The sequence below is a fragment of the Microbispora triticiradicis genome, from assembly GCF_005864065.1.
GTDB lineage: Bacteria > Actinomycetota > Actinomycetes > Streptosporangiales > Streptosporangiaceae > Microbispora > Microbispora triticiradicis.
Genome location: NZ_VANP01000001.1, coordinates 799,319 through 823,498, shown reverse-complemented (window position 1 = coordinate 823,498; position 24,180 = coordinate 799,319). Strand labels below are relative to the sequence as shown.

Below are 24,180 nucleotides of genomic sequence, written 5' to 3'. Positions count from 1 at the left end.
CGGGTCAGGCGCTGTTCGCGGCCGGGGACAGCTGGTGGCAGAGGGCCCGCGACAGCGCCTTGGAATTGGTGTGCGCCCACAGCAGCGTGGGCGAGAGCCTGAGACCGAACGCCGATTCCAGGCGGTTGCGCAGCTCCAGGCTCATCAGCGAGTCGAGCCCCAGTCCCTTGAAGGGGACCTCGCTCTCGATGTGCTCGGGCGCCAGGCGCAGGACGCGTCCGGCGAGCTCCCGGATCTTGGTCTCCACCAGGGCCAGCCGGGCCTGCTCGGGCAGCTCCGAGAGACGGGCGCGGAACTCGCCGCCCTGCCCGGCGCCCGGGTCCCGGGCCGCCTCCCGCAGGTGGCGCCAGCTTCCCAGCGCCGCCGTCGCCGGGTACGCGTCGAACCACCGGCGCGGTTCGAGCTCCACGTAGCCCTGCACGGCCGCGCCGCCGTCCAGCATGCGGACCAGCGCCGGCCAGGCCTCGGACGTGGGGAAGCCTCCCATGCCCAGGTCGGCGAGCCTGGCGCCGCGCCTGGCGTCCCCGGCGGCCAGGCCCACCTCGGTGAAGGGACCCCACTGCACGCTGAGCCCCGGCAGGCCGCGCCGCCTCCGGGACTCGGCGAGCGCGTCCAGGAAGGAGTTCGCCGCCGCGTAGGCCGCCTGTCCCGCGGTGCCGACGAGCGCCGCCGCGGACGAGAAGAGGACGAAGAGGTCCAGCGGGTCGTGCGCGGTGGCCGCGTCGAGGTTGCGGGCGCCGTCCACCTTGGGGCGCGTCGTGTCGGCGAGGTGCCGGGGCGTCATGCGGGTGACCGTGGTGTCGGCCAGCACTCCGGCCGCGTGGAACACCCCGCGCAGCGGCGGCAGGTCCCGCCGTACGTCGTCCAGCGCCGCGCACAGCGCCGCCCGGTCCGCGACGTCGCATACGACCGTGCGCACCCGCGTCCCGCCGTCCCGGAGCGCGGCGAGCCGCCGGGCCGGGCCGGGGCCGGGCTCCGAGCGCCCCAGCAGGACCAGGCAGCCCGCGCCGTTCTCGGCGAGGAACTCCGCGAGCGAGAGGCCGAGCGCCCCCATGCCGCCGGTGACGAGGTAGCTGCCGTCCGCGCGGAAACGCCCGCCGGGCAGCGGCACACAGGCCACCCGGCCGACCGTCTCCGGGGCGGTGAGCACGGCCTCGTCGCCGTCCTCCGGCGGGTTGGCGAAGGGGCGGGTGCCGATCGGCAGGGGGCCGAGTTCGTCCGCCGCGACCAGGTCCCAGACCCGGGCGAGCGTCTCCGGCGCGCGCCCGGCGAGCTCGGCGGGGTCGACGACGGCGTAGATCACGCCCTCGCGGAACAGGCCCAGGTCCACCCGCTGGTACGGCCCGCCCCCGGCGCCTCTGACGTCGACGAACCGGCCGCCCCGGGCGAGCGCGCCGAGGCCGGCGGGCAGCGTCGATCCGCCGAGACAGTCCACGACGACGTCGGCTCCCCTGCCGCCGGTGACCCGCCGTACCGCGTCGGGCCAGGACGGGTCACGCAGGTCGATCCACTGTGGGTCGGCCGGATGTGGGTCGGTCGAAAGTGGGTCGATCCGAGGTGCTTCGGTCGGGAGCGGGCTGATCCGCAGTGCGTCGCCCGGATGCGAGTCGATCTGAGGTGCTTCGGTCGGATGTGGGTCGGTCGGGAGTGGGTCGATCGGAAGTGCTTCGGCCGGATGCGAGTCGATCCGATGCGGGTCGATTTCGTCCTGTTCGTGCGGTGCCGGGCCGGGCGCCGCGGTGACGACCCGCGCGCCCAGGCGCCGCGCCAGCCGTACGGCGGCCTGTCCGAGAGCACCGTCCCCGGACAGGACCAGCACGGTCTGGCCCGGCTGGACGCGGCCGATTTCGGTGAGGGCGTGCCAGGCGACGGCCGCCGGGAGCGCCATCCCGGCCGCCTCGGCGTCGGTGAGCGCGTCCGGGATCGTCCGGGCGTGCTCCGCCCGGGCGACGACGTGGCTGGCCGGGGGACCCGCGGCGAGGGCCACCACCCGGTCCCCCCGGTTCACCGGGGCCCTCCGGTTTACCCGGTCCGCTCCGTCCGGCCGGTCCTCTCCGTCCACCCGGGCCCCTCGGGCCGGCCCGGTCGCGACGACCCTGCCCGCGACGGCGTTCCCGGTGGACGGCGCCGCAGTGACCTCGATCTCGATCTCGCCGTCCTCCGGCGGGCGCCGCTCCAGGGGGACGTGGTCCCGCCCCTCGGCCCGGAAGGGCTGCGGTCCGGTGCGAGGGGCGGGAAGCGTGGGGTCCGGCTCGGGTTCGCCTCGGGTGATCCTGGCCGCCAGCCGGGTGGAGCCGCGCAGCACGATCTGGTCCTCGGCGTCCGGGCCGAGCAGTTCGGCCGCGCACCGGGCGGCCCAGCCGGAGCCGGTCCAGTCGGAGCCTGCGGAGCCGGCCGGGTCGATGTCGGCGGGGTCGACGTCCACCAACCGTGGTTCGAGCTCCGGGTGTTCGCGCCGCAGCACCCTGGTGTAGCCCCAGTAGAGCGCGGCCCCGGGGTCGGGGGGTGCGGTGGTGCCGATGCCCTGGGCCAGGGTGGTGACGACGGTCAGGCGCGGCGACGCGCCCGCCGTGACGCACTCCCTCACGATGCCGGTGAGCCGGTTCAGGCCCTCGATCTGCGCCTCGTGCCCGGCGTCCGCCCCCGGTGCGACGAACAGCACGGCGTCGGCCGCGGCCGCCTGGTCCGTCACCCGCGCGCCGGCCGCCGTGAGGGCCGCAGAGAGGGCCGCGACGAGCCGGTCGGTGGCCGGCGTCGCGTCGCCGTACACGGCCCAGCGGCCCGGCTCGGCGGGCGTCCCGGCGGGGGGAGGCACCTCGGTCCAGCCGACGTGGTGCAGCCGGGCCGCGTCGGCGGTCACGGTCGCGGCGCCCGGCAGCGGCCGCATTTCGAGGCCCTCCACGGTCAGCAGCGGCTCGTGCCGCTCGCCGAACACGAACACGTCCACCCGGCCGTCGCCGTCGCGTACGGCGTGCGACCAGCAGGCGGCGACGGGCTGGTCCGGATCGGCCAGGACCCGGACCCGCCGGACCGCGGTGGGCACCAGCGCGTCGGCTCCGCCGTACAGGGTGAGGGCGACCTGCAGGCAGCCGTCCCAGAGGGCGGGGTGCAGGGGGGAGCCGGCGCGGCTGCTCCCGCTCAGGCGCTCGGCGAGGACCACCCGCCCGAGGGCGCGCCCGCCCGCAGGGTCCAGGTACAGCGTCCGCACCCCCTGGAAGGCCGGGCCGTAGTCGAGGCCCCGGTCCCCGCACTCCTGGTAGAAGGAGCTCACGCCGGTGGGCTCCACACCCGTGTGCCACTCGGGAAACCCGGGCACGGGGAGCGGCTCCGGGTCAGCGTCGACCTCGGCGACGGCGTTGACGGTCCACTCGTCCGCCCCCTCGGGCAGCGACAGCAGACGGAAGGCGCCGCCCCGCGGGTGGTCTCGCCACTCGGCGGTCAGGCGCGCGGGCCGTTCGTCGTCGAGGGCCACCTCCTTGTGGAAGACGACGTTCTCCAGGGTCAGGGAGCTCTCCGGGGCCACCGCGCTCCGGGCGGCCAGCGGCGTTCGGCCGGCGCGGGCCCGCGCGGTGGCGACGGCGGCGCCGAGTATCGCGGCGCCCGGCAGCACGGCCGTGCCGTACACCTTGTGGTCGCCCAGCCAGGGGACGGCCCGCGCGGACAGCTCCAGGGCGCCGTGCCAGGCGCCGCGCTCACCGGGGGCGGGGCCGAGGCGGACGTCGAGGCCGCGGGCGGCCGGCCCGGACGCGGCCCCGCCCGCGACCCAGTGGCGGTCCGCGCGCAGGGGGTGGCCGGGCAGCGGGCGGAAGCCGTTCCTCGGCAGCTCGGCGAATGGTTCGAGCCCCGCCACGTACGCCCTGGCCAGGGCTGCCGCGAAGTCCTCGGCGCCGCCCGCGTCCCGGCGCAGCGTGGTCAGGACGGCGATCGGCCGGTCGCCTGCTTCGGTCCCGGTGGCGGTCTCAGGGGCGATCACAGGGTTGATCACGGGGGCGAGCACGGGGTGCGGGCTGATCTCGACGACGTGGGTGACGCCGTCCTCCAGGAGCGCGTTCATCGCGTCGGCGAACAGGACCGGGTCGCGCAGGTTGTCCGTCCAGTAGGCGGCGTCCAGTTCGGCGCCCTCGACCCGCCGGCCCCGGACCGTCGACAGCATCGCGACGCGGCCCTCGCGCGGCCGCACCGGGGCGAGCGCGGTGAGCAGGTCCTCCCGCAGGGGGTCCATCTGGGGGCTGTGTGAGGCGTAGTCGACGTTGACCAGCCTGCAGTAGGTGCCCTCGGCCTCCAGGATCTCCTTCAGCGTGAGCACGGCCTCCTGCTCGCCGGAGAGCACACAGGAGCGCGGCCCGTTGTGGACGGCCAGGGAGACGCTGTCCTCGAAGCCCGCGAGCGCCTCCACCGCCTCCTCCCGGGACAGATCGACGGCGAGCATCCTGCCCCGGCCCGAGGCCCGGCGGGCGATGGCGCTGCGCCGCGCCATGACCAGGGCGGCGTCCTCGTAGGAGAGGATGCCCGCGACGGTCGCCGCGGTGATCTCGCCCTGGCTGTGGCCGAGGACGACGTCGGGTTCGACCCCGCAGGCACGCCAGAGCTCGGCCAGCCCCAGCGACATGGCCCACAGCGTGGGTTGCAGCATGTCGATGCGGGTCGTCCACTCCTCGCCGCCGGAGCCGGAGAAGACGCCGCGCGGGTCCCAGGACACGTGGGGACGGAGGGCCTCGGCGCACCGGTCGACGACCGCGGCGAACAGCGGGCTCTCGCGGTACAGCGACCGGCCCATGCCGCTCCACTGCGATCCCTGTCCCGGGAAGACGAAGGCGACGCGCCCCTTTTCGACGGCCCTTCCCGTCACCCCGCTCTCCGGGTCGGCGGCGAGCGTCTCCAGGACGGCGCGGAGCCGCCCGGCGTCGGGGGCGACACACGCGGCGCGGACCGGGAAGTGGTCGCGGCGATGGGCGAGCCGGCCGGCGAGTTCGGCGATCCCGGTGACCTCCTCGATCCCGGTGACTCCCTCGGGGACGAAGGACGTCATCCGGCCGGCCAGTTCGGCGAGGGCCCCGCTGTCCTTGGCGGAGAGGGGAACGACGGCGGGCAGACCGGTCGGAACGGCGCCCGCGGGGGTGGCTTCGGGGTGCGTGCCCGGGGGAGGCGGGGAGGACACGACGACATGGGCGTTCGTACCGCCCCAGCCGAACGAGCTGACCCCCAGGTGGACCGGGCCGTCCGGCGCGAGTGCGAGCGGCTCACGCGCGACGCGCACCCCCAGCCCCTCGAAGTCGATGCCGGGGTTGAGCGTCCCGGCGTGCAGGCTCGGCGGGACGACCCGGTGCCGCAGCGCGAGCAGCAGCTTGAACAGGCCCGCCAGGCCCGCGCACGCCTCAAGGTGGCCGATGTTGGTCTTCACCGAGCCGATGTGGACCGGGTCGCCGGTGCGGCCGGCGCCGAGGACCCGCCCGATGGCGGTCGCCTCGATCGGGTCGCCGCGCCCGGTCCCGGTGCCGTGCGCCTCGATGTAGGCGGGGACGACGCCCTGCCGGTAGGCCTGCCGCAGCAGGTCCTCCTGCCCTTCGGGACTGGGGGTGACCAGGCTGTCGCCGCCGCCGTCGTTGTTGACCACGGTGCGGACGACCACGCCGTGGATGCGGTCGCCGTCCGCCAGCGCCCGGTCGAGCGTCTTCACGTAGAGCGCGGCGACGCCTTCCCCGCGGACGAAGCCGTCCGCGCCGGCCGCGAAGGCCGCGCAGCGCCCCTGTGGGGAGAGCGCCCCGAAATGGGTGAGCCCGACGGTGACATGCGGGTCGAGCATGAGGTTCACCCCGCCGACGATCGCGGCGTCGATCTCGCCCTGACGCAGGGCCTGCGCGGCGAGATGGAGCGCCACCAGCGAGGAGGAACACCCGGTTTCCACGGTCATGCTGGGGCCGCGGAGCCTGAGGAAGTACGACAGGCGCGCGGCGATGACGTCCAGGGCGTTGCCCACCAGGCTGTGCGGGGTCGCATGGGCGCCCCGCCGGCCGCGGAGGAGTTCGTAGTCGTGCCAGGAGGCTCCGACGTAGACCCCGGTCCTGCTGCCCGCGAGGTCGCTCGCGCGGACGCCCGCGTCCTCCAGGGTCCGCCAGCCCGTCTCCAGCAGGAGCCGCTGCTGGGGATCGATGTCGGCGGCCTCGCGCGGCGACACGCCGAAGAACGCCGCGTCGAAGCGATCCACCCCGTCGATGAAGCCGCCCACCGCCTGGATCCGCCTGTCGGGATCGAGCGGCTGCGAGGCGTCCCAGCGGTCGGCGGGGACGGGTCCGATCGCGCTGTCCCCGTTCATCAGCAGCCGCCACAGGCTCTCGGCGTCGGGGGCACCCGGGAAGCGGCCGGCCATTCCCACGATGGCGATCGGGCAGGTGAGGTCGTGGACCGTGTCGGCGTCCATGCGCTGCCTTTTCTGTTCCGAAGCTTCCGCTGACCTTTCCGGGCCGAAGCTGTTTCGGTGGCGCCTGCTCGCGGCGGTTCTTCCGCAGCCTAGGATCGTGAATTCGGGCGTCACAACCCTTGTTGAATTCGGGCCCACCCCCTACCCGGCCCCTAAGGGGGTTGTCCGTCGCGCCGGGCCGTTCCTAGGCTCCGTTTCCGGGAGTAACGGTCAACACCGCCACACCGTTTCTGGAGGTGCTGTGATCCCCTCCGCGCGATTACCCCTGACGCCATATCAGCGGGACGTCTGGGCGGCCGCCGCGGCCGCCGCGGACTCTCCGCAGTTCAACTGCCTCGTCCAGGAACGACTGACCGGCCCGGTCGACCTCGCGCTCCTGAGGTCCTGCCTGGCGCGCGCCGTGGCCGCCCACGCCGCTTTCCGGCTGCGGGTCGGCGAGCGGGACGGAACGGCCCACCAGTGGACCGAGGAGGGCATCCCCCCGATCGGCGTGGTCGACCTCTCCGCCGAGCCCGACCCCCGCGCCGCCTGCGACGCCTGGGCGGAGCGCTCGCTCGGCGTGGCCCTCCCGCTGACCGGCGGACCCCTCGCCGAGATCACCGTGCTCAGGGAGGCCGCCGACGCGGTGCACGTCGTGGTCAAGGCGCATCACATCGTCGCCGACGGCTTCGGGCTGAACCTCTTCGTCACCGGCGCCCTCGACGACTACGCCACCGGCGCCTCCGCCGGAATAAGCACGCCCTCCTATCTCGATTTCGCCGGCACGGCCGCCGGATACACCGGTTCGGCGGAGCACCGGAACGACCTCGAATTCTTCCGCCAGGCCCTCCGGGACGTTTCTCCCGCGCTTTTCACCAGGAAATCGACCGGCGGCAGGGCGCGTTTCGTTTTCGCCGTGGAAAAGGACGTCGTCGAGCGGCTCCGGCGGCGCGGTCAGCCCATGTTCCCGTTCCTGGCGGGCGTCTTCGCCGCCTACCTCGGCCGGGTTCACCGCGCCGGCGAGGTCGTTCTGGGCATTCCGCTGCTCAACCGCCGTACCGGCGACGAGATGCGGACCGTCGGGCACTTCGCCAACACCCTGCCGCTACGCGTGCCGGTCCACGCCGGGCAGACGATGCGCGCACTCTGCGCCGACGTCCAGGCCGCCGCCCGAGACCTGCAGCGGCACGAGCGGGCGGCGCTCGGCGACGTGCTGCGCGACCTGCGGAAAACCGGCCAGGAGCACCGGCGGCTCTTCGACGTCACCCTGTCCTATCTGACGCTGCCGAGGCGGACGAGCGTCGCCGGGCTGTCCCGTGAGACCACCGGTCTCGTGCCCGTACACGACGAGGACGCGCTCGCCGTCAGCGTCGTCCACTTCCGGGGCTCCGACGACGTCCAGGTCGCCCTCGACTACGCCACGGACGTGTTCGACGAGGACCTGCCGATCACGGCGGTGGCGGCCCACCTCCAGGCGCTGCTGCGCCAGGCGGCCGACCGGCCCGACGACCCTCTGGCGGAGTTGTCCCTGCTCGGACCCGGCGAGCGGGACTCCTGGCTGCGCGCGGCGAGCGGCCCCGACGTCCCCTACGCGAGTGATCGACCGCTGCACGCGCTCGTCGAGGAGCGGGCCGCCCGCACTCCGGACCGGATCGCCGTCCTCACCGCCGACGGCGGGCCCCCGCTGACCTATCGCGACCTGGACGACCGGGCCGGCCGGGTGGCCCGGCGCCTGCGCGCCGCCGGGGTAGACCCCGGCGACCGGGTGGCCGTCCTGCTCGAACGCGGCCCGGCGATGCTCGTGGCGATCCTCGGCGTGCTCAAGGCGGGCGGCGCCTACGTTCCCGTCGATCCCGGCCATCCGCGCGAGCGCATCGAGTTCCTGCTGGCCGACTGCGGCGCCGTCGTCGTCCTGGCCGCGCCCGGGACGACCGGCCTGCCCGCCCCCGTGCTGCACGTGGACGACGCGGAGGACGCGCCGGAGGACGTGCTGGAGGATCCTGCCGGTCCGCCGGTCGCCGGGCACGACCTCGCGTACGTCATCTACACCTCGGGGTCCACCGGCAGGCCCAAGGGGGTCATGGTCGAGCATCACTCGGTGGCGAACCGGCTGGCCTGGATGCAGCGCGCCTACCCCATCGGCGCGGGCGACGTCATCCTGCAGAAGACGCCGATCTCGTTCGACGTGTCGGTGTGGGAGCTGTTCTGGTGGGCGATCGAGGGCGCGACGGTGGCGCTGCTCCCGCCGGGCGGCGAGAAGGACCCGCGGGTCATCCTGCACGCCATCGCGCGGCAGAAGGTCACGGTGCTGCACTTCGTCCCCTCGATGCTCGGGCCCTTCCTCGACCTCCTGGAGTCGCCGGGGGCCGTGGAGGAGACCGCGTCGCTGCGGTACGTCTTCTGCAGCGGCGAGGCCCTGCCGCCCTCGCGGGTGACGCAGTTCAACCGGGTCTTCGCCGCACGGCCCGGCGGGGCGCCCAGGCTCGTCAACCTCTACGGCCCCACCGAGGCCACCGTCGACGTCTCCTTCCACGACTGCCCGGCGGACCCGGGACGACCCGTGGACCGGGTCCCCATCGGCCGTCCGATCGACAACACCCGGCTGTACGTCCTGGGAGAGCGGGACGAGCCGCAGCCGGACGGGGTGGCGGGCGAGCTGTGCGTCGGCGGGGTGGGCGTGGCGCGCGGCTACCTCGACCGCCCGGAGCTGACCGCGGAGAGGTTCGCCGACGACCCCTTCGGACCGGGACGGATGTACCGCACCGGCGACCTCGCGCGCAGGCTCGCCGACGGGTCGCTCGAATACCTCGGCCGGATCGACGACCAGGTGAAGATCCGTGGGAACCGCGTGGAGCTGGGCGAGGTGCGCGACCGGCTGTCGACGGCGCCGGGGGTCCGCGACGCGGTCGTCGTCGACCACACCTCGGAGGCGCGCGGGACGTTCCTCGTCGGCTACTACGCCGCCGACGCCGAGATCGATCACACCGTGCTCCGCGACCATCTGGCGCGGGCCCTGCCGGACTACATGATCCCCGCCCACCTGGTCCGCATCGACCGCGTGCCGCTCACGCCCAACGGGAAGACGGACCGCCGAGCCCTGCCCGCTCCGCCCTCTCCCGGACAGGCGGCGCGCACCGCCCCGCGCACCCCGGTCGAGGCCGCCCTCGCCTCGATCTGGGCGCGGTTCCTCGGCGTGGACGACGTGGGGGTGGACGACGACTACTTCGCGCTGGGCGGCGACTCCCTGATCAGCCTGCGGATCCGCGCCGCGGCCGAACGACTCGGCATCCGTTTCTCGGTCACGGACCTGCTCAGGAACCCGACCGTCGCCGCGCTCGCCGCCCTCACGACCACGAGCGAGCCCGCCGACCCCGAGCCGGAGCCGTTCGCCCTCCTCGCGGAGCCGTACCGGAGGGGAGACGTCGTCGACGCCTATCCCCTCACCCGGTTGCAGCTCGGCCTGATCTACCACAGCACCACCGAGGAGCGCTCGGCCGTCTACCACGACGTGTTCCGCTACACCTTCCGCCTGGACTGGGACGAGGCCGCGTTCCGGCGGGCGTTCGACCGGCTCGTCGCCCGCCACCCGGTGCTCCGCTCGGCGTTCGACCTGGCGGGTGGTGACCGGCCCCTCCAGATCGTGCACCCCGTCGTCACCGGGGGCCTGGAGGTCGCCGACCTGCGGGGGCTCCCGGACAAGGTCGCCGAGGCCGAGGTGAGCGCGCACGTCGAGGAACGGCGCTACCACCCGTACGACCTCACCCGGGCGCCGCTGTACCTCTTCCGGGTCCACGTCCGCGAGTCCACCGCCGTACGCGAGACCACCGTCGAGCTGGTTCTCAGCTTCCACCACGCCCTCCTGGACGGCGGCAGCATGGCGGGGCTGCTCGGCGAGCTCCTCCAGGACTATCTCGACGCGCGGGGAGTCGGCTGGGGGCCGGTGGCCGACGGCCCCCTTCCCTCGCCCGCCACCCACGTCCGCGACGAGCTGCGCGCGCTCGCCTCGGCCGAGGACCGGGCGTACTGGCGGCGCACTTTGGACGGCGCGGAGCCCGTCGACCTGGACACGCTCCGCGGCCGCGGCCCGGCGGAGCCCTTCGTCCACCGCGTGGACCTGCCGGACGACATCGGACGGCGGCTCGCGGACTTCGCCAGGGCGCACGCCGTGCCGGTGAAGTCCATCCTGTTCGCCGCGCACTGCCTGACGCTGCGGCTGTTCTCCGGTGCCGGCGACGTCACCACCGGCCTGATCGCGAACGGACGCCCTGAGCTGCCGGGCGGGGACCGCACGGCGGGCCTCTTCGTCAACACGTTGCCCCTCCGCGTCGACTGCGGCCCCGAATCCGAATCCGGTCCGCGCACCTGGCTCGACACGGTCCGCGAGGCGTTCCGGGCGGAGCGGGACGGCCACCGGCACCGCCACTATCCCCTCAGTGCGATCCAGGAGGACAACGGGGGCGGAGCCGTCGTGGAGACCGCCTTCAACTACATCCACTTCCACGTCCTGGCGCCGGTGCTCGGGCATCCCGCCGTCGACCTGCTCGCGGTGCGGACCTGGGAGGAGACCAACTTCAAACTCCTCGTCAACGCGGTGACGGAGCCGCTGGACGGGCGCGTCTGGCTCCGGCTGGACTGCGCCGGCGAGAGCGTGGGCCCCGAATGGGCCCCGATCTTCGGCCGGGCCTACGCCGGCATCCTCGGGCGCATCCTCGACCACCCTGGCGAGGAGGCGGACCTCGCCTTCCTCGCCCCGCCGTGCCCTCCCGTCCGTACGGCAGGCCGTGAGGAGGGCTCCACGGTGGTGGCGCGCTTCGCCGCGCAGGCCGCCCGGACCCCCGACGCCCCGGCCGTGGTCCACAGCGATCGGGGGGACGGCGAGCGGTGCTGGTCCTACCGGGACCTCGACCGGACGGCGGACGTCGCGGCCCGGCGGCTGCTGGGCCTGGGGCTCCCGCCGGGCGCCCGGATCGGCATCGCGATGGACAGGTCCGCGGAGATGATCGCGGTGATCATCGGGACCATCCGGTCGGGCGCCGCGTGCGTTCCGCTCGACCCGGGCTACCCGGCGGAGCGGCTGGCGGCGATGGTGCGGCAGGCGAGTCCCTTCCTGGTCGTCGCCCACGAGGCCCACGCGCACCTGGTGCCCGACGGCACGCGGGTGATCACCGTGGACGACCTGCTCACGGACGACGGCGGCCACGGCGTCCCGCCTGCCGTCGGCCCCGCGGACACCGCCTACGTCCTGTTCACCTCCGGCTCCACCGGCCGGCCCAAGGGCGTCGCCATGCCCCACCGCGCTCTGGACAACCTGGTGGACTGGCAGAACCGCCGGGCCAGCGGCGCCTGCGGGGGCAGGACGTTGCAGTACGCGCCGACGAGCTTCGACGTCTCCTTCCAGGAAATCTTCTCCACGCTCTGCTCGGGCGGCGCCCTCCACCTCGTCTCGGAGGCCCGGCGCCACGACATGCCCGGCCTGCTCCGGCTGCTCGACCGGGAGGGCATCGAACGGATCTTCATGCCGTACGTCGCCCTGCAGCAGCTGGCCCACGCCTCCGACGCCCTGGGGCTCGTCCCGAGGTCCCTGAAGGTCGTGGTCTCCTCCGGCGAGCAGCTGCGGGTAACGCCGGAGATCCGCAGGTTCTGCGCGCGGCTGCCCGGCGTCGTCCTGGAGAACCAGTACGGGCCGACCGAGTCGCACGTCGTCACCAGCTTCACCATGTCGGGCGACCCGGAGTCCTTCCCAACGCTGCCCCCGATCGGCACCGCGATCGACGGGGCGACGGCGCGGGTCCTCGACGCCCGGCTGCGCCCCGTCCCGGTGGGCGTGAAGGGGGAGATCTACCTCGGCGGGGTGGTCCTCGCGGACGGCTACATCGGCTCCCCCGAGCTCACCGCGGAAAGGTTCGTCCGGGACGCTTCGGGCACCCGCCTGTACCGGACCGGCGACCTCGGCTACCTCCTCCCGTCCGGCGACATCGCCGGCACGGGCCGCGCCGACGACCAGGTGAAGGTGCGGGGCTTCCGGGTCGAACCCGCCGAGGTCGAGCACGCCCTCGCCGGGCTGGCGCTGCCGGGCGTGCGCGAGGTGGCGGTCGTCGCCAGGAGGAGGGACGCCGACGCCTTCCTCGCCGCCTTCCTGGTGGGCGACGGCGAGCGGAGCGATCCCCGTGAGGTCAGGCGACGGCTGCGCGCGGTGCTGCCCGGCTACATGGTGCCCACCCACGTCACCTGGCTGGACGCGCTGCCGCTGACCGCCAGCGGCAAGCGGGACGACGCGGCGCTGCGCCGGATGCCGCTCGACGGCCCCGCGCCCGCGGACACCGCCACGCCGCCGCGCGACGCCCTGGAACGCGATCTCGCCGGCCTGGTCGCCGAGACGCTGGCCACGCCGGACCTGGGCGTCCACGACGACATCTTCGACGCCGGGGCCACGTCGCTCACCGCGATGCGGCTGATGGTGCTCATCGAGCAGCGGTACGGCACGGCCGTGCCGATGTCCGATCTCATCGCGGCCCCCACGGTCGCCGGGCTCGCCGAACGGCTGCGCGCCGGGGAGCGCGGCGGCTTCGATCCGCTGGTGCCGCTCCGCATCGGCGGGCGCCGCCCGCCGATCTACTTCGTGCACCCCATCGGCGGCAACGTCCTCTGTTACCGGCCGCTCGCCGGGCATCTGCCGGACGACCAGCCCTTCCACGCCCTGCAGGCGCCGGGCACCGCCCCCGGCACCGAGCCCTTGACCACGATCCCCGACCTGGCCCGCACCTACGTCGAGGCGATCAGGCGGCGGCAGCCCCGCGGGCCGTACGTCATCGGCGGCTGGTCGTTCGGCGGGTTCGTCGCCGTGGAGATGGCCCGGCAGCTGCGCGCGGCGGGCGAGCGCGTCGAGCGTCTGGTGCTCCTCGACACGATCGCGCTGCGTCCCGACGCTCCGCGTGACGTCGGCGACGGCACCCTGCTGACGTTCTTCTTCTGGGAGCTGCTCTGGCTCGACAGCGGAAGCGACACCCCGGTTGAGGCCATCGCGGAGCGGTGCGGCACGCAGGAGGAGATCTTCGCGCGCGTCGGGGAACTCGCCGAGCGCAACGGCATCCTGCCGCCCGGGAGCTCCGCGGCCGCCGTCCGCCGCCTCTACCAGGTCTTCCAGGCGAACTACCAGGCGATGCTCGACTATCGCCCGGGGCTCCTGGACGTGGACCTGACCCTGCTCCACGCCGCCGAACCCCTGCCCGACGTGCTCAAGCCGCTGCACGCGGCCGTGGACAGCATGTACGACGACCCGACGAACGGGTGGCGGGCGCTGACCACGGGACGGGTCGAGGTGGTCGCCGTCCCCGGTGATCACCTCCAGGTGGTCGAGGAACCGTACGTCAAGCACGTCGCGGCCGCGCTCGCGGCGCTGACCCGACCTGACCAGGAGCGATGATCATGAGTGGTTCTCCGCGGCCGAAGGCCGTCGTCGTCGGGGCGGGAATCGGTGGTCTGGCCGCCGCCGTCACGTTGCGCAGGATCGGGATGGAGGTCGAGGTCTACGAACGGGCGGGCGAGCTGCGCGCCGCCGGGTCCGGGCTCTCCATCATGTCCAACGCGATCAGGGCCCTGGGCACGCTCGGCATCGACCTCGGCCTGGAGGAGCGCGGCCAGGTGATCGAGCACGTCGAGATGATGACCACGGCCGGGCGCACCCTCCGGGTCCTGCCGTACAAGGAGAACTGCGCGAAGCTGGGAGCGCCCAGTGTCTGCATCTCCCGGAGCGAGTTGCAGGCGGCGTTGCTCGAAGCGGCCGGGGACTGTCCGATCAGTCTCGGCGCCGTCGCGACCGGCTTCAGCGCAGGCCCGGACGGCGTACGCGTCCGCTTCGCGGACGGCCGGGAGGCGCACGGAGACCTGCTGATCGGGGCCGACGGGATCCACTCGGCGATCAGGCGGCAGCTGACGGGCCCCGAACCGGTCCGGGAGGCCGGTTACGTCTGCTGGCTGGCCGTCACCCGGTTCGCCCATCCACGGCTGACCAGGGGGTTCAACGGGCACTACTGGGGCAAAGGCCAGCGCTTCGGCCTCCACGACATCGGCCACGGCAACGCCTACTGGTGGGGCACCAGGAACATGACGCCCGAGGCGGCCCGGGAGTGGAACGGCACCAAGGCCGACATCCTGCGGGCCTACCAGGGGTGGGCGGAGGAGGTCACGGCGGCCATCGAGGCCACCGAGCCCGAGGCCGTCATCCCCGTCCCCGCCCAGGACCGCCCGTTCCTGGAGCGCTGGGGCGAGGGCCCGGTCACCCTGCTCGGCGACGCGGCGCACCCGATGATGACCAGCCTGGTGCAGGGCGGGAGCTCCGCCGTGGAGGACGCGGTGGTCCTCGCCCAGGTGTGTGCCGGCTCCGGCGACCCGGTCCGGGCCCTGCGCGCCTACGAGGACCGGCGCCGCGCCCACATCAGGTGGCTGGTCGAGAGGTCGTACGCGATGAGCGCGATCGAGCAGGAGGAGCGGCCCGTGCCACGCCTCATCCGCGACGCCTTCATGCGGTTCGCCCCGAAGTCCGTGCTCTTCAAGCCCTTCGAGACGTCGATGTCCGCCGATCTCCCGACGCGGGCGTCCGTGCCCGCCGGGGCCGGCCGATGACCCAGGTGTCCCACAGCACGGTGTCATACAGCACGGTGTCCCACAGCCTGGTGCCGCGTGAGCTCGCTCCCGAGGGGCCCGGGCCGCTTCCCGCGCCGGACGACGAGCCCCGTCTCTGGCTCGTGCGCGCCGCCGCGCATCGTCGCGCGGCCCTGGACGCGGCTCCCCTCGTGCTGGACGCGGAGGAGCGGAGGCGGACGGCCGAGTTCCGCCACGAAGGGAACCGCGAGTGCTACGTCGTCGCGCACGTGGCGCTGCGCCGCCTCCTCGGCGCCTGTCTCGGCAGGCCGCCGGGGGAGATCGAGCTGACGCGGGCGCCCTGCCCGTTGTGCGGCGGCCCGCACGGCCGGCCCGTCGTGGCGGACGCGGCGATCCACTTCTCCCTCTCCCACAGCGACGGGCTGGTGCTGCTCGCCGTCGCCCGGGTGCCGGTCGGCGTGGACGTCGAGCGCCTCCCCGAGCTCCGCGTGGCCGACGGGATCGTGCCCAGGCTGCACCCCGCCGAGGCCGCCGAGCTCTCGGTCCTTCCGCCCGGTGAGCGGCGCGCCGCGTTCGGCCGCCTCTGGACCCGCAAGGAGGCCTACCTCAAAGGACTCGGCACGGGCCTCGCCAGGGACCTGTCCGCCGACTACGTCGGGGCCGGACTGCATCCCCGGCGAGAGCCGCCCGGGTGGCGCATCGGCGACGTGGAGGTCCCCGACGGCTACACGGCGGCGGTCGCTCTCGCCCAGGGCTGATCGCCGCCGAGCCTTGACCGTTCCTCCTGCGAAACCGAAGATCAGGGTGTGGCCGTCTTCCGGCGATCTCCCCACGCGTTCCTCAAACTGATCGTTCTCGTCCTCGTGCTGGGTGTCGCGATCGGCGCGGGCGTCTTCTGGCTGCTGGCGGCGCTGTGGCATTCGTTCTGGGGCGAGGGGCCGCAGTTCTTCCCCGGCTGATGCGTGAGGTCTCAGGAACGAGGCGGCTCTCGGAGATCGACCTGTTGCCGCTCGTTCGCCGGGATCCGGATCCTGCGCCGGGCGGCGGTCAGGGGGTGAAGCGGTAGCCCATGCCGGGCTCGGTGATGAGGTGGACCGGGCGGGCGGGGTCGCGTTCGAGCTTCTTGCGCAACTGCGCCAGGTACTGCCGCAGATAGTGGGTCTCCCTGACGTGGGTGCTCCCCCACACCTCCGTCAGCAGCTGGCGCTGGCTGATCAGCTTTCCGGGGTTGCGCAGCATGATCTGCAGGATGCGCCACTCCGTCGGGGTGAGGCGCACGTCTCCCGAGACCGTCTTGGCCGCCAGGTCGACGACGTGGTCGCCGACGCTGACCCGCGCCGTCTCGGCCTCGGGTACGGAGGTCCGGCGGGTGACGGCGCGGATGCGGGCCAGCAGTTCCTCGATGTGGAAGGGCTTGGTGACGTAGTCGTCGGCGCCGGCGTCCAGCGCGTCGACCTTGTCCTGGTTTCCGGCCCTGCCGGACAGCACCACGATCGGCACGGCACTCCAGCCGCGCAGGCCGTGGATGACCTCCACGCCGTCGAGGTCGGGCAGGCCGAGATCGAGCAGCACCAGATCGGGATTGAACTCGGCGGCCTGGCGCAGGGCGGTGCCGCCGTCGGCGGCCGTCGCCACCTCGTAGTGGCGGGCGACCAGGTTGATCCGCAGCGCCCGGAGGATCTGCGGCTCGTCGTCGACGACCAGGACGCGGGTCAAGCGAGCTCCTCGGGACGTGCGGCCGGCGCCGGCGCGGAGACGGGCAGGGTGAGGATCATGGTGAGACCTCCCCCGGGTGTCTCCTCCGGGACCAGAGTGCCACCCATGGCCTCGGCCAGCCCGCGCGACAGGGCCAGTCCCAGCCCGACGCCGGTGTGGCTGTCCCGGTCGCCCAGCCGCTGGAACGGCAGGAAGACCCGGTCGTGGGCCTCACGGGGGATGCCGGGACCGCAGTCGATGACCCGGACCTCCACGTGGTCGCCGTACGCGCTGGCGGTGACGAGGATCCGCTCCTCGGGCGGGCTGTGCCGGACCGCGTTGGACAGCAGGTTGACCAGGACCCGTTCGAGCAGGGCGGCGTCGGCGACGACCTCGGGGAGTTCGACGGAGACGTCCGCGTCGACGCGGACGCCGGGCGGCCCGAGGTCGTCGATCGCCCGGGGCACCACCTCCTCCAGGGCGACCGGCTGACGCGCCAGCCCCAGCACGCCGGCCTGCAGGCGGCTCATGTCGAGCAGGTTGTCCACCAGCCGGTTCAGTTTGATCAGCGATTCGTCGGCGGTGGCGAGAAGCTCCTCCCGGTCCTGCGGTGACCAGTCGACGCCGGTGGTGCGCAGGCTCTCGACCGCGGCCCTGGCCGACGCCAGCGGCGTGCGCAGGTCATGGCCGACGGCGGCGAGCAGCGCCGTGCGCATCCGGTCGGCCTCGGCCAGCGGCCTGGCCTGGTCGGCCTCCTCCCGCAGCCGCCGCTGGCGCAGCGCGACGGCGGCCTCCGCGGCGAACGCCTCCAGCACCCGGCGGTCGGCGGCCTCCAGCAGGCGTCCGCGCACCGCGAGCGTCAGTTCCTCGTCCACGACGACGTCGGTGTCGGCCGCGGCCGGGCTGGTGCAGGGCGTGCCGCCCGCGGTGGCCGCGATCCGCCACGCCCGCGGGTCGCTGCGGTCGTCCGGGACCGGTGTGCCGACGCGTTCGAGCAACGTGACCGAGGTGAGGCCGAAGGTCTCCCGCAGCCGGGCGAGCAGGGACGGCAGCGCGGCGTCGCCTCGGAGCACGTGCCCGGCCAGGGTGGACAGCAGCGCGGCGTCCGCGCCCGCCCGCGCGGCCTCACGGGTACGGCGGGCGGCCAGATCCACCACGGCGCTGACCGTGGCGGCGACGAGCACGAAGACGACCAGCGAGAAGACGTTCTCCGGGTCGGAGATCGTCCAGGTGTGCACGGGCGCGGTGAAGAACCAGTTGAGCAGCAGGAACCCGCCGACGGCGGCGGTGAGGGCCGGCCGCAGGCCCCCGGCCAGGGCGACCGCGATGATCATGAGAAGATACAGCAGCATCTCGCTGGGCAGCCGCAGCCCGTCGCGGAACGGGAGCAGCACGGCGGTCAGCGCGCCCATCCCCAGGACGGCGAGCGCCCAGCCGGCCAGCCGCCGGATGGGCGTGAGGGCGGCCTCCCGGCGCGGCGCCCGGCGCCGTCCCCTGCTCATCTCCTCGTGCGTGACCATGTGCACGTCGATCGAGCCGGAGTCGGCGGTGGCGATCACCGAGACGCCGGGGGAGAACAGCCGGGCCGTCCGGCCCCGCCGGGACGCGCCGAGCACCAGCTGGGTGGCGTTGACCCCGCGGGCGAAGTCGAGCAGCGCGTGCGCGATGTCGGCGCCGGCGACCTGGTGGTAGGTGCCGCCCATGCTCTCCACCAGCGCCCGCTGACGTGCCAGGTGCGCCGGGTGCGCGCCGGTGAGCCCCTCGCCGGTGGTCACGTGTACGGCCAGCAGGTCGGCGCCCTTGGTCCGGTCGGCGATGCGGGCCGCCCGCCTGAGCAGCGTGTCTCCCTCCGATCCGCCGCTGAGGGCCACCACCACCCGCTCGCGCGCCTCCCAGGTGCCCGCGATGCCGTGCTCGGCGCGGTAGCGGTCGAGCTGCTCGTCGACCTTGTCGGCGACCCACAGCAGCGCCAGCTCCCGCAGGGCGGTGAGGTTGCCCACCCGGAAGTAGTTGGAGAGGGCGGCGTCGATCTTCTCCGGCCGGTAGACGTTCCCGTGCGCCATGCGGCGGCGCAGCGCCTCGGGCGACATGTCGACCAGCTCGACCTGGTCGGCCCGCCGCACCACCTCGTCCGGCACGGTCTCGCGCTGCGGGATGCCGGTGATCTGGAAGACGACGTCGTTGACCGACTCCAGATGCTGGATGTTCACCGTGGAGATCACGTCGATCCCGGCGTCGAGGATCTCCTCGATGTCCTGCCATCGCTTGGCGTGCCCGGAGCCGGGGGTGTTGGTGTGCGCCAGCTCGTCGATCAGCGCGATCTTCGGATGGCGGGCGACGACGGCCTTGACGTCCAGCTCGCCGAAGACGGCCCCCCGGTAGGCCACCTGCCTGCGGGGGATCACCTCCATGCCGGCGAGCAGCGCGGCGGTCCGGGGGCGGTCGTGCGTCTCGACGAGCCCGACGACGACGTCCCGGCCGCGTTCCAGGCCCCGGCGGCCCTCGTCGAGCATGGCGTACGTCTTGCCGACGCCCGGCGCGGCGCCCAGGTAGATCCGCAGCCGTCCGCGTGCCACCGCGGCCTCCTACTCCTCGTCCAGGGCGAGGTTGAGTTCGAGCACGTTCACGACCGGGCGGCCGACGTAGCCGAGCCACGGGTTCACGGTGTGCCGCCGGACGAGATCCATCACCCTCTCCACTGTGCGGCCTCTTGCCCTCGCCACGCGCGGCGCCTGCAGCATGGCGTACGCCACGGAGATGTGCGGGTCGAGGCCCGACGCCCCGGCGGTGACCGCGTCGGGGGGAACGGCGACCCGGGCGACGGCGCCCCGGACGGGCACGGTGCGGCCCGTGGAGTAGTCCTCGCCCGGCCGGGCGCACTCGACCCGTACGCCCTGGTAGCGGGGGACGAACGGGGTGGCCGGGCAGGCCTGGTTGACCGAGACGACCCTGGTCGCGGTGCCGGTCGCGGGGAAGACCTTGAGCACGGCGCCGACCCCGCCGGGGGCGCAGAACGGGCGGGCGCCGCTGACGCCCTCCAGCCGGCCGACCGCCAGGGAGCGTGCGCAGACCTGGGTGAGCAGGGATGTCCGGCCGTTCCGGCCCGGAGCGGGAAGGGTGTCGACGACGTCCTCCGGCCCGAGGTTGCCCGCACCGCTGGAGGTGGTGTCGTAGACGTGACCCGGCGCGGCCGGCCGGCTCTGGAAGTAGCGGGGGATCGGATCGCCGGCGGCGTCGGTGAACGACTGGCCGATGAGCGAGCTGCCGACGATCCGGCCGTTCCGCTCGATCAGGCTGCCGTTCGCCTGGTGCCGGAACAGGACCTGGGCCACCCCGGTGACGGCCAGTGGATAGACGATCCCCGTCACCACGGTGAGCACCAGCACCGCGCGGACGGCGGCCAGGTGCCGGCGGATCGGACTGGGCAGGTGTTTCATTCAGGACATCCCCGGAAGGAGGCGGACGACGAGGTCGATCAGCTTGATGCCGGCGAAGGGGACCACGATCCCGCCCAGGCCGTACACGCACAGGTTGCGCCGCAGCAGGGTGGAGGCGCTGCTCGGCCGGTAGCGGACGCCTTTGAGGGCCAGCGGGATCAGCGCGACGATCACCAGCGCGTTGAAGACGACGGCCGACAGGATCGCCGACTGCGGGCTGGCCAGGCGCATGACGTTGAGCGCGCCCAGGCCCGGGTAGACGGCCGCGAACATCGCCGGGATGATCGCGAAGTACTTCGCGACGTCGTTGGCGATCGAGAACGTGGTCAGCGCGCCGCGGGTGATCAGCAGCTGCTTGCCGATCTCGACGATCTCGATGAGCTTGGTCGGGTTGGAGTCGAGGTCGACCATGTTGCCGGCCTCCTTGGCGGCGCTGGTGCCGGTGTTCATGGCGACGCCGACGTCCGACTGGGCGAGCGCGGGCGCGTCGTTGGTGCCGTCCCCGGTCATCGCGACCAGCCGGCCGCCCTCCTGCTCCCGCCTGATCAGGGCGAGCTTGTCCTCGGGGGTGGCCTCGGCGAGGAAGTCGTCGACCCCGGCCTCCTCCGCGATGGCCCTGGCGGTCAGCGCGTTGTCCCCAGTGATCATGACGGTCCTGATGCCCATCCGGCGCATCGCGTCGAACCGCTCGCGCATCCCCTCCTTGACCACGTCCTTGAGGTGGATGACCCCGAGCACCCGGGCCGCGCCGCCGGTCACCTCGCCCACCACGAGCGGGGTGCCGCCGGAGGCGGAGATGCCGTCGACCAGGTGACCCGCGTCTGCGGTCGGATGGCCGCCGTTGTCGCGCACCCACTTCATGACCGCGGTGGCGGCGCCCTTGCGGATCCGCCGGCCGTCCATGTCCACGCCGGACATGCGGGTCTGGGCCGTGAAGGGGACCCACCCGGCGTGGGCGAGCTCACCCGGCTCCCGTTCGCGCAGCCCGTACGCGTTCTTCGCGTAGACCACGATGGAACGGCCCTCGGGGGTGGCGTCGGTGAGACTCGACAGCTGCGCCGCCCTGGCCATCTCGAGCGCGGGCACACCCGGCACGGGCAGGAACGCCGCCGCCTGCCGGTTGCCCAGGGTGATCGTGCCGGTCTTGTCGAGCAGGAGCGTGGACACGTCGCCCGCGGCCTCGACCGCCCGGCCCGACATGGCGAGCACGTTGCGCTGGACCAGGCGGTCCATCCCGGCGATGCCGATGGCCGACAGCAGCGCGCCGATCGTGGTGGGGATGAGGCAGACGACCAGCGCCGCCAGCACGATGCCGGTGACCCCGTCGGAGGTGAGGGCGACCGAGTCGGCCACGCCGGGGTTGACCGAGCGGGAGAAGACGGCCAGCGGCTGCATGGTCGCGGTGGCGACCAGGAAGATGATCGTCAGGGCGGCCAGCAGGATGTTGAGGGCGATCTCGTTGGGCGTCTTCCTGCGGTCCGCCCCCTCGACCAGGGAGATCATCCGGTCGAGGAAGCTCTCGCCCGGCCGCTGGGTGATCCGCACGACGATCCGGTCCGACAGGACCCGGGTGCCGCCGGTGACGGCGGAGCGGTCGCCGCCGGACTCGCGGATGACCGGCGCCGACTCCCCCGTGATGGCCGACTCGTCCACCGAGGCGATGCCCTCGACCACGTCGCCGTCGCCGGGGATGGTCTCACCCGCCTCCACGATCACGTGGTCACCCTGGCGCAGGTCCGGCGCGCCGACCTCCTCCCACTTGGCGAGGTCGCCCGGGTCGACGAGGCGGCGGGCGACCGTGTCGCGTCTCGCGGCGCGGAGCGCCGCCGCCTGCGCCCTGCCGCGGCCCTCCGCCACCGCCTCGGCCAGGTTGGCGAACAGCACGGTCAGCCACAGCCATCCGGTGATCGCCCAGGCGAAGAAGGACGGGGTCACGGCCGCGAGGACGGTCGTGAAGAGCGCGCCGATCTCGACGATGAACATGACCGGGTTGCGCCACATGGTGGCGGGGTTCAGCTTCCGCACCGCCCCGGGCAGCGCGCGGGCCGCCTGCCGGAGGCCGGTCGTGCCCCCGCCGGCGTGCCCGGGCGAGCCGCCGCGTGTCGTCCGGAGGCTCGTCTGGGGGCTCATCGGGACAGTCCTTCCGCGAGGGGCCCGAGCGCGAGCGCGGGGAGGAAGGTGAGGGCGACGAGGACGACCGTCACCCCGGCGAGCAGGCCGGCGAACTGCGGGCGGTGGGTCGGCAGCGTGCCCGCCGAGACGGGGACCGGCGCCTGCCGGGCCAGGGACCCCGCCAGCGCCAGGACCAGCACCATCGGCAGGAACCGGCCGAGCAGCATGCACAGACCGAGGGCCGTGTTGTAGAAGGGCGTGTTCGCCGACAGCCCGGCGAAGGCCGAGCCGTTGTTGTTGCCCGTGGAGGCGAAGGCGTAGAGGACCTCCGACAGGCCGTGGGCGCCCCCGTTCCCGATGCCCGCGCGGCCCGCTCCCGTGCCCATCGCGACCGCCGTGCCCAGCAGCACCACGACCGGGGTCGCCAGGAAGTACAGCGAGGCCAGCTTGATCTCCCGGGAGCCGATCTTCTTGCCGAGGTACTCGGGGGTGCGGCCCACCATCAGACCGGCGACGAAGACGGTGATCACCGCGAGGACGAGGATGCCGTACAGCCCGGAGCCGGCGCCGCCGGGCGCGACCTCTCCGAGCAGCATGTTGACGATCAGCATGCCGCCGCCGAACGCCGTGTAGGAGTCGTGGGCGGAGTCGACCGAGCCGGTGGAGGTCAGGGTCGCCGCACTGGCGAACAGCGCGGAGTCCGGCACGCCGAAGCGGGCCTCGCGGCCCTCCGCCGCCTGACCGGCCCACTGCGGCGCCGTACCCGCCGTCGCCTCCGGCACGGTCCCTGCCGCGTGCAGTTCGGCCGTCTGGGTCACCCCGATACTGATCAGCGCGAGCACGGCCATCACCGAGACGATGACGTAGCCCTGCCGGTTGTCGCCGACCATCCGCCCGAAGGTCCGGGGCAGGGACGTCGCGATCACCAGGAGCAGGAAGATCTCCAGCAGGTTCGTCCAGGCGGTGGGGTTCTCCCAGGGATGGGCGGAGTTGGCGTTGAAGACGCCGCCGCCGTTGGTGCCCAGGTCCTTGATCGCCTCCTGGCCGGCCGCGCCGGCCGGGGTGAGGGTCTGCCCGCCGCCCGCGAGGGTGGTCCAGCCGTGGTGGCCGCCGAAGCTCTGCAGCGCTCCCCCGGCCGCCAGCAGGATCGCGGCGGCGAACGCGATCGGCAGCAGGATCCGGATCGTGCCGCGCACCAGGTCGACCCAGAAGTTGCCCAGCGTGTCGCTCCTCGCGCGGGCGAACCCGCGCACCAGCGCGACCGCCACGGCGAGGCCGGCCGCCGCGGACACGAAGTTCTGCACGGCCAGGCCCGCGGTCTGCACGACGTGGCCCATGGCCGACTCGCCCGAGTACGCCTGCCAGTCCGTGTTGGTGACGAACGCGACCGCGGTGTTCCACGCCAGGTCCGGCGGTACGGCGGGCATCCCGAGGCTGAGGAACAGGTGGTCCTGCAGCCGTTGCAGGGCGTAGAGGGCGAGCACGGAGACGACCGAGAACGCGAGCAGGGCGCGGGCGTACGCCGGCCATCCCTGCTCGGCGTCGGCGTCCACGCCGATCAGGCGGTAGACCATCCGCTCGACCCGCCAGTGCCGGGTGCCGGTGTAGACGCGGAACATGTGGTCGCCGAGTGGCCGGTAGCAGAGCGCCAGGGCGACGAGGACGGTCCCGGTGACCAGGACGGCGCTGACGGCGGGGTTCGTCGGAAGGGTCATCAGAACCGTTCCGGGAACAGCAGGGCCACGACCATGAAGACCAACAGAATGGCGACCACGGCCAGACCGGCGGCGTTGACAGCGCTCACAACCGCTCCACCGCGCTCACGACCAGGCCCAGGATCACGAAACTCGCGATCGTCAGGGCGGCGAAGACGACGTCGGTCATCCTCACTCCTCGGTTCGCATCATGCCGCCCTCGGACGGGCGATTCCCAGTCAGC

11 protein-coding genes are annotated in these 24,180 nt (G+C 73.7%); 4 read left to right on the top strand and 7 right to left on the bottom strand.

All coding sequences use genetic code 11. From position 1 onward, the window contains the following. Positions 1-4 precede the first annotated feature (4 nt). The gene (locus FED44_RS03905) at positions 5-6,418 is read right to left on the bottom strand and encodes a type I polyketide synthase (RefSeq protein WP_138459760.1); all 6,414 of its coding nucleotides are present in this window, start codon (positions 6,416-6,418) and stop codon (positions 5-7) included. A 241-nt stretch (positions 6,419-6,659) separates the two neighbouring features. On the opposite strand from FED44_RS03905, the gene FED44_RS03900 reads away from it, so the two are divergent. Genes FED44_RS03900 through FED44_RS35635 form a run of 4 tightly spaced genes read left to right on the top strand, consistent with a single transcriptional unit; the run spans position 6,660 to position 15,957 of the window. Further along, the gene (locus FED44_RS03900) at positions 6,660-13,820 is read left to right on the top strand and encodes an amino acid adenylation domain-containing protein (RefSeq protein WP_208758813.1); all 7,161 of its coding nucleotides are present in this window, start codon (positions 6,660-6,662) and stop codon (positions 13,818-13,820) included. A 2-nt stretch (positions 13,821-13,822) separates the two neighbouring features. Next, positions 13,823-15,019, top strand: a complete 1,197-nt coding sequence (locus FED44_RS03895; RefSeq protein WP_138459759.1) for an FAD-dependent monooxygenase — start codon at positions 13,823-13,825, stop codon at positions 15,017-15,019. 20 nt (positions 15,020-15,039) lie between these two features. Next, on the top strand, positions 15,040-15,756 hold the full coding sequence (locus FED44_RS03890; protein WP_208758812.1) for a 4'-phosphopantetheinyl transferase family protein: 717 nt from the start codon (positions 15,040-15,042) through the stop codon (positions 15,754-15,756). A 48-nt stretch (positions 15,757-15,804) separates the two neighbouring features. Beyond that, the gene (locus FED44_RS35635) at positions 15,805-15,957 is read left to right on the top strand and encodes a hypothetical protein (protein WP_165900429.1); all 153 of its coding nucleotides are present in this window, start codon (positions 15,805-15,807) and stop codon (positions 15,955-15,957) included. Positions 15,958-16,045: 88 nt separating this feature from the next. Here the strand turns inward: FED44_RS35635 and FED44_RS03885 are convergent, their stop codons facing one another. The 6 genes from FED44_RS03885 to FED44_RS03860 are packed head-to-tail and all read right to left on the bottom strand — an operon-like array spanning position 16,046 to position 24,046. Then, positions 16,046-16,714 (bottom strand): response regulator, encoded by a 669-nt coding sequence (locus FED44_RS03885; protein WP_111697433.1) that lies wholly within the window; start codon positions 16,712-16,714, stop codon positions 16,046-16,048. Beyond that, positions 16,711-19,269, bottom strand: coding sequence for a sensor histidine kinase (locus FED44_RS03880; RefSeq protein WP_138459757.1), 2,559 nt, complete (start codon positions 19,267-19,269; stop codon positions 16,711-16,713). Before FED44_RS03880 ends, FED44_RS03885 begins: the two co-directional genes overlap by 4 nt. Positions 19,270-19,278: 9 nt before the next feature. Beyond that, positions 19,279-20,130, bottom strand: a complete 852-nt coding sequence (locus FED44_RS03875; RefSeq protein ID WP_138459756.1) for a potassium-transporting ATPase subunit C — start codon at positions 20,128-20,130, stop codon at positions 19,279-19,281. Beyond that, positions 20,131-22,260: a potassium-transporting ATPase subunit KdpB gene (gene kdpB / locus FED44_RS03870; protein WP_138459755.1), complete on the bottom strand. Its 2,130-nt coding sequence runs from the start codon at positions 22,258-22,260 to the stop codon at positions 20,131-20,133. Beyond that, entirely contained in the window at positions 22,257-23,957 is a 1,701-nt protein-coding gene (gene kdpA / locus FED44_RS03865) for a potassium-transporting ATPase subunit KdpA (RefSeq protein ID WP_138459754.1), read from the bottom strand. The genes kdpB and kdpA overlap by 4 nt, the downstream gene beginning before the upstream one ends. Next, complete coding sequence (locus FED44_RS03860) at positions 23,957-24,046, bottom strand: potassium-transporting ATPase subunit F (protein WP_111697438.1); 90 nt, start codon at positions 24,044-24,046, stop codon at positions 23,957-23,959. The genes kdpA and FED44_RS03860 overlap by 1 nt, the downstream gene beginning before the upstream one ends. Positions 24,047-24,180: the final 134 nt, after the last annotated feature.

What these genes read in the sequence shown, in the direction of transcription:
- FED44_RS03875 (WP_138459756.1), bottom strand. Translation starts at nt 20,130, where the DNA reads ATGAAACACCTGCCCAGTCCGATCCGCCGGCACCTGGCCGCCGTCCGC.
- FED44_RS03905 (WP_138459760.1), bottom strand. Translation starts at nt 6,418, where the DNA reads ATGGACGCCGACACGGTCCACGACCTCACCTGCCCGATCGCCATCGTG.
- FED44_RS03895 (WP_138459759.1), top strand. Translation starts at nt 13,823, where the DNA reads ATGAGTGGTTCTCCGCGGCCGAAGGCCGTCGTCGTCGGGGCGGGAATC.
- kdpA (WP_138459754.1), bottom strand. Translation starts at nt 23,957, where the DNA reads ATGACCCTTCCGACGAACCCCGCCGTCAGCGCCGTCCTGGTCACCGGG.
- kdpB (WP_138459755.1), bottom strand. Translation starts at nt 22,260, where the DNA reads ATGAGCCCCCAGACGAGCCTCCGGACGACACGCGGCGGCTCGCCCGGG.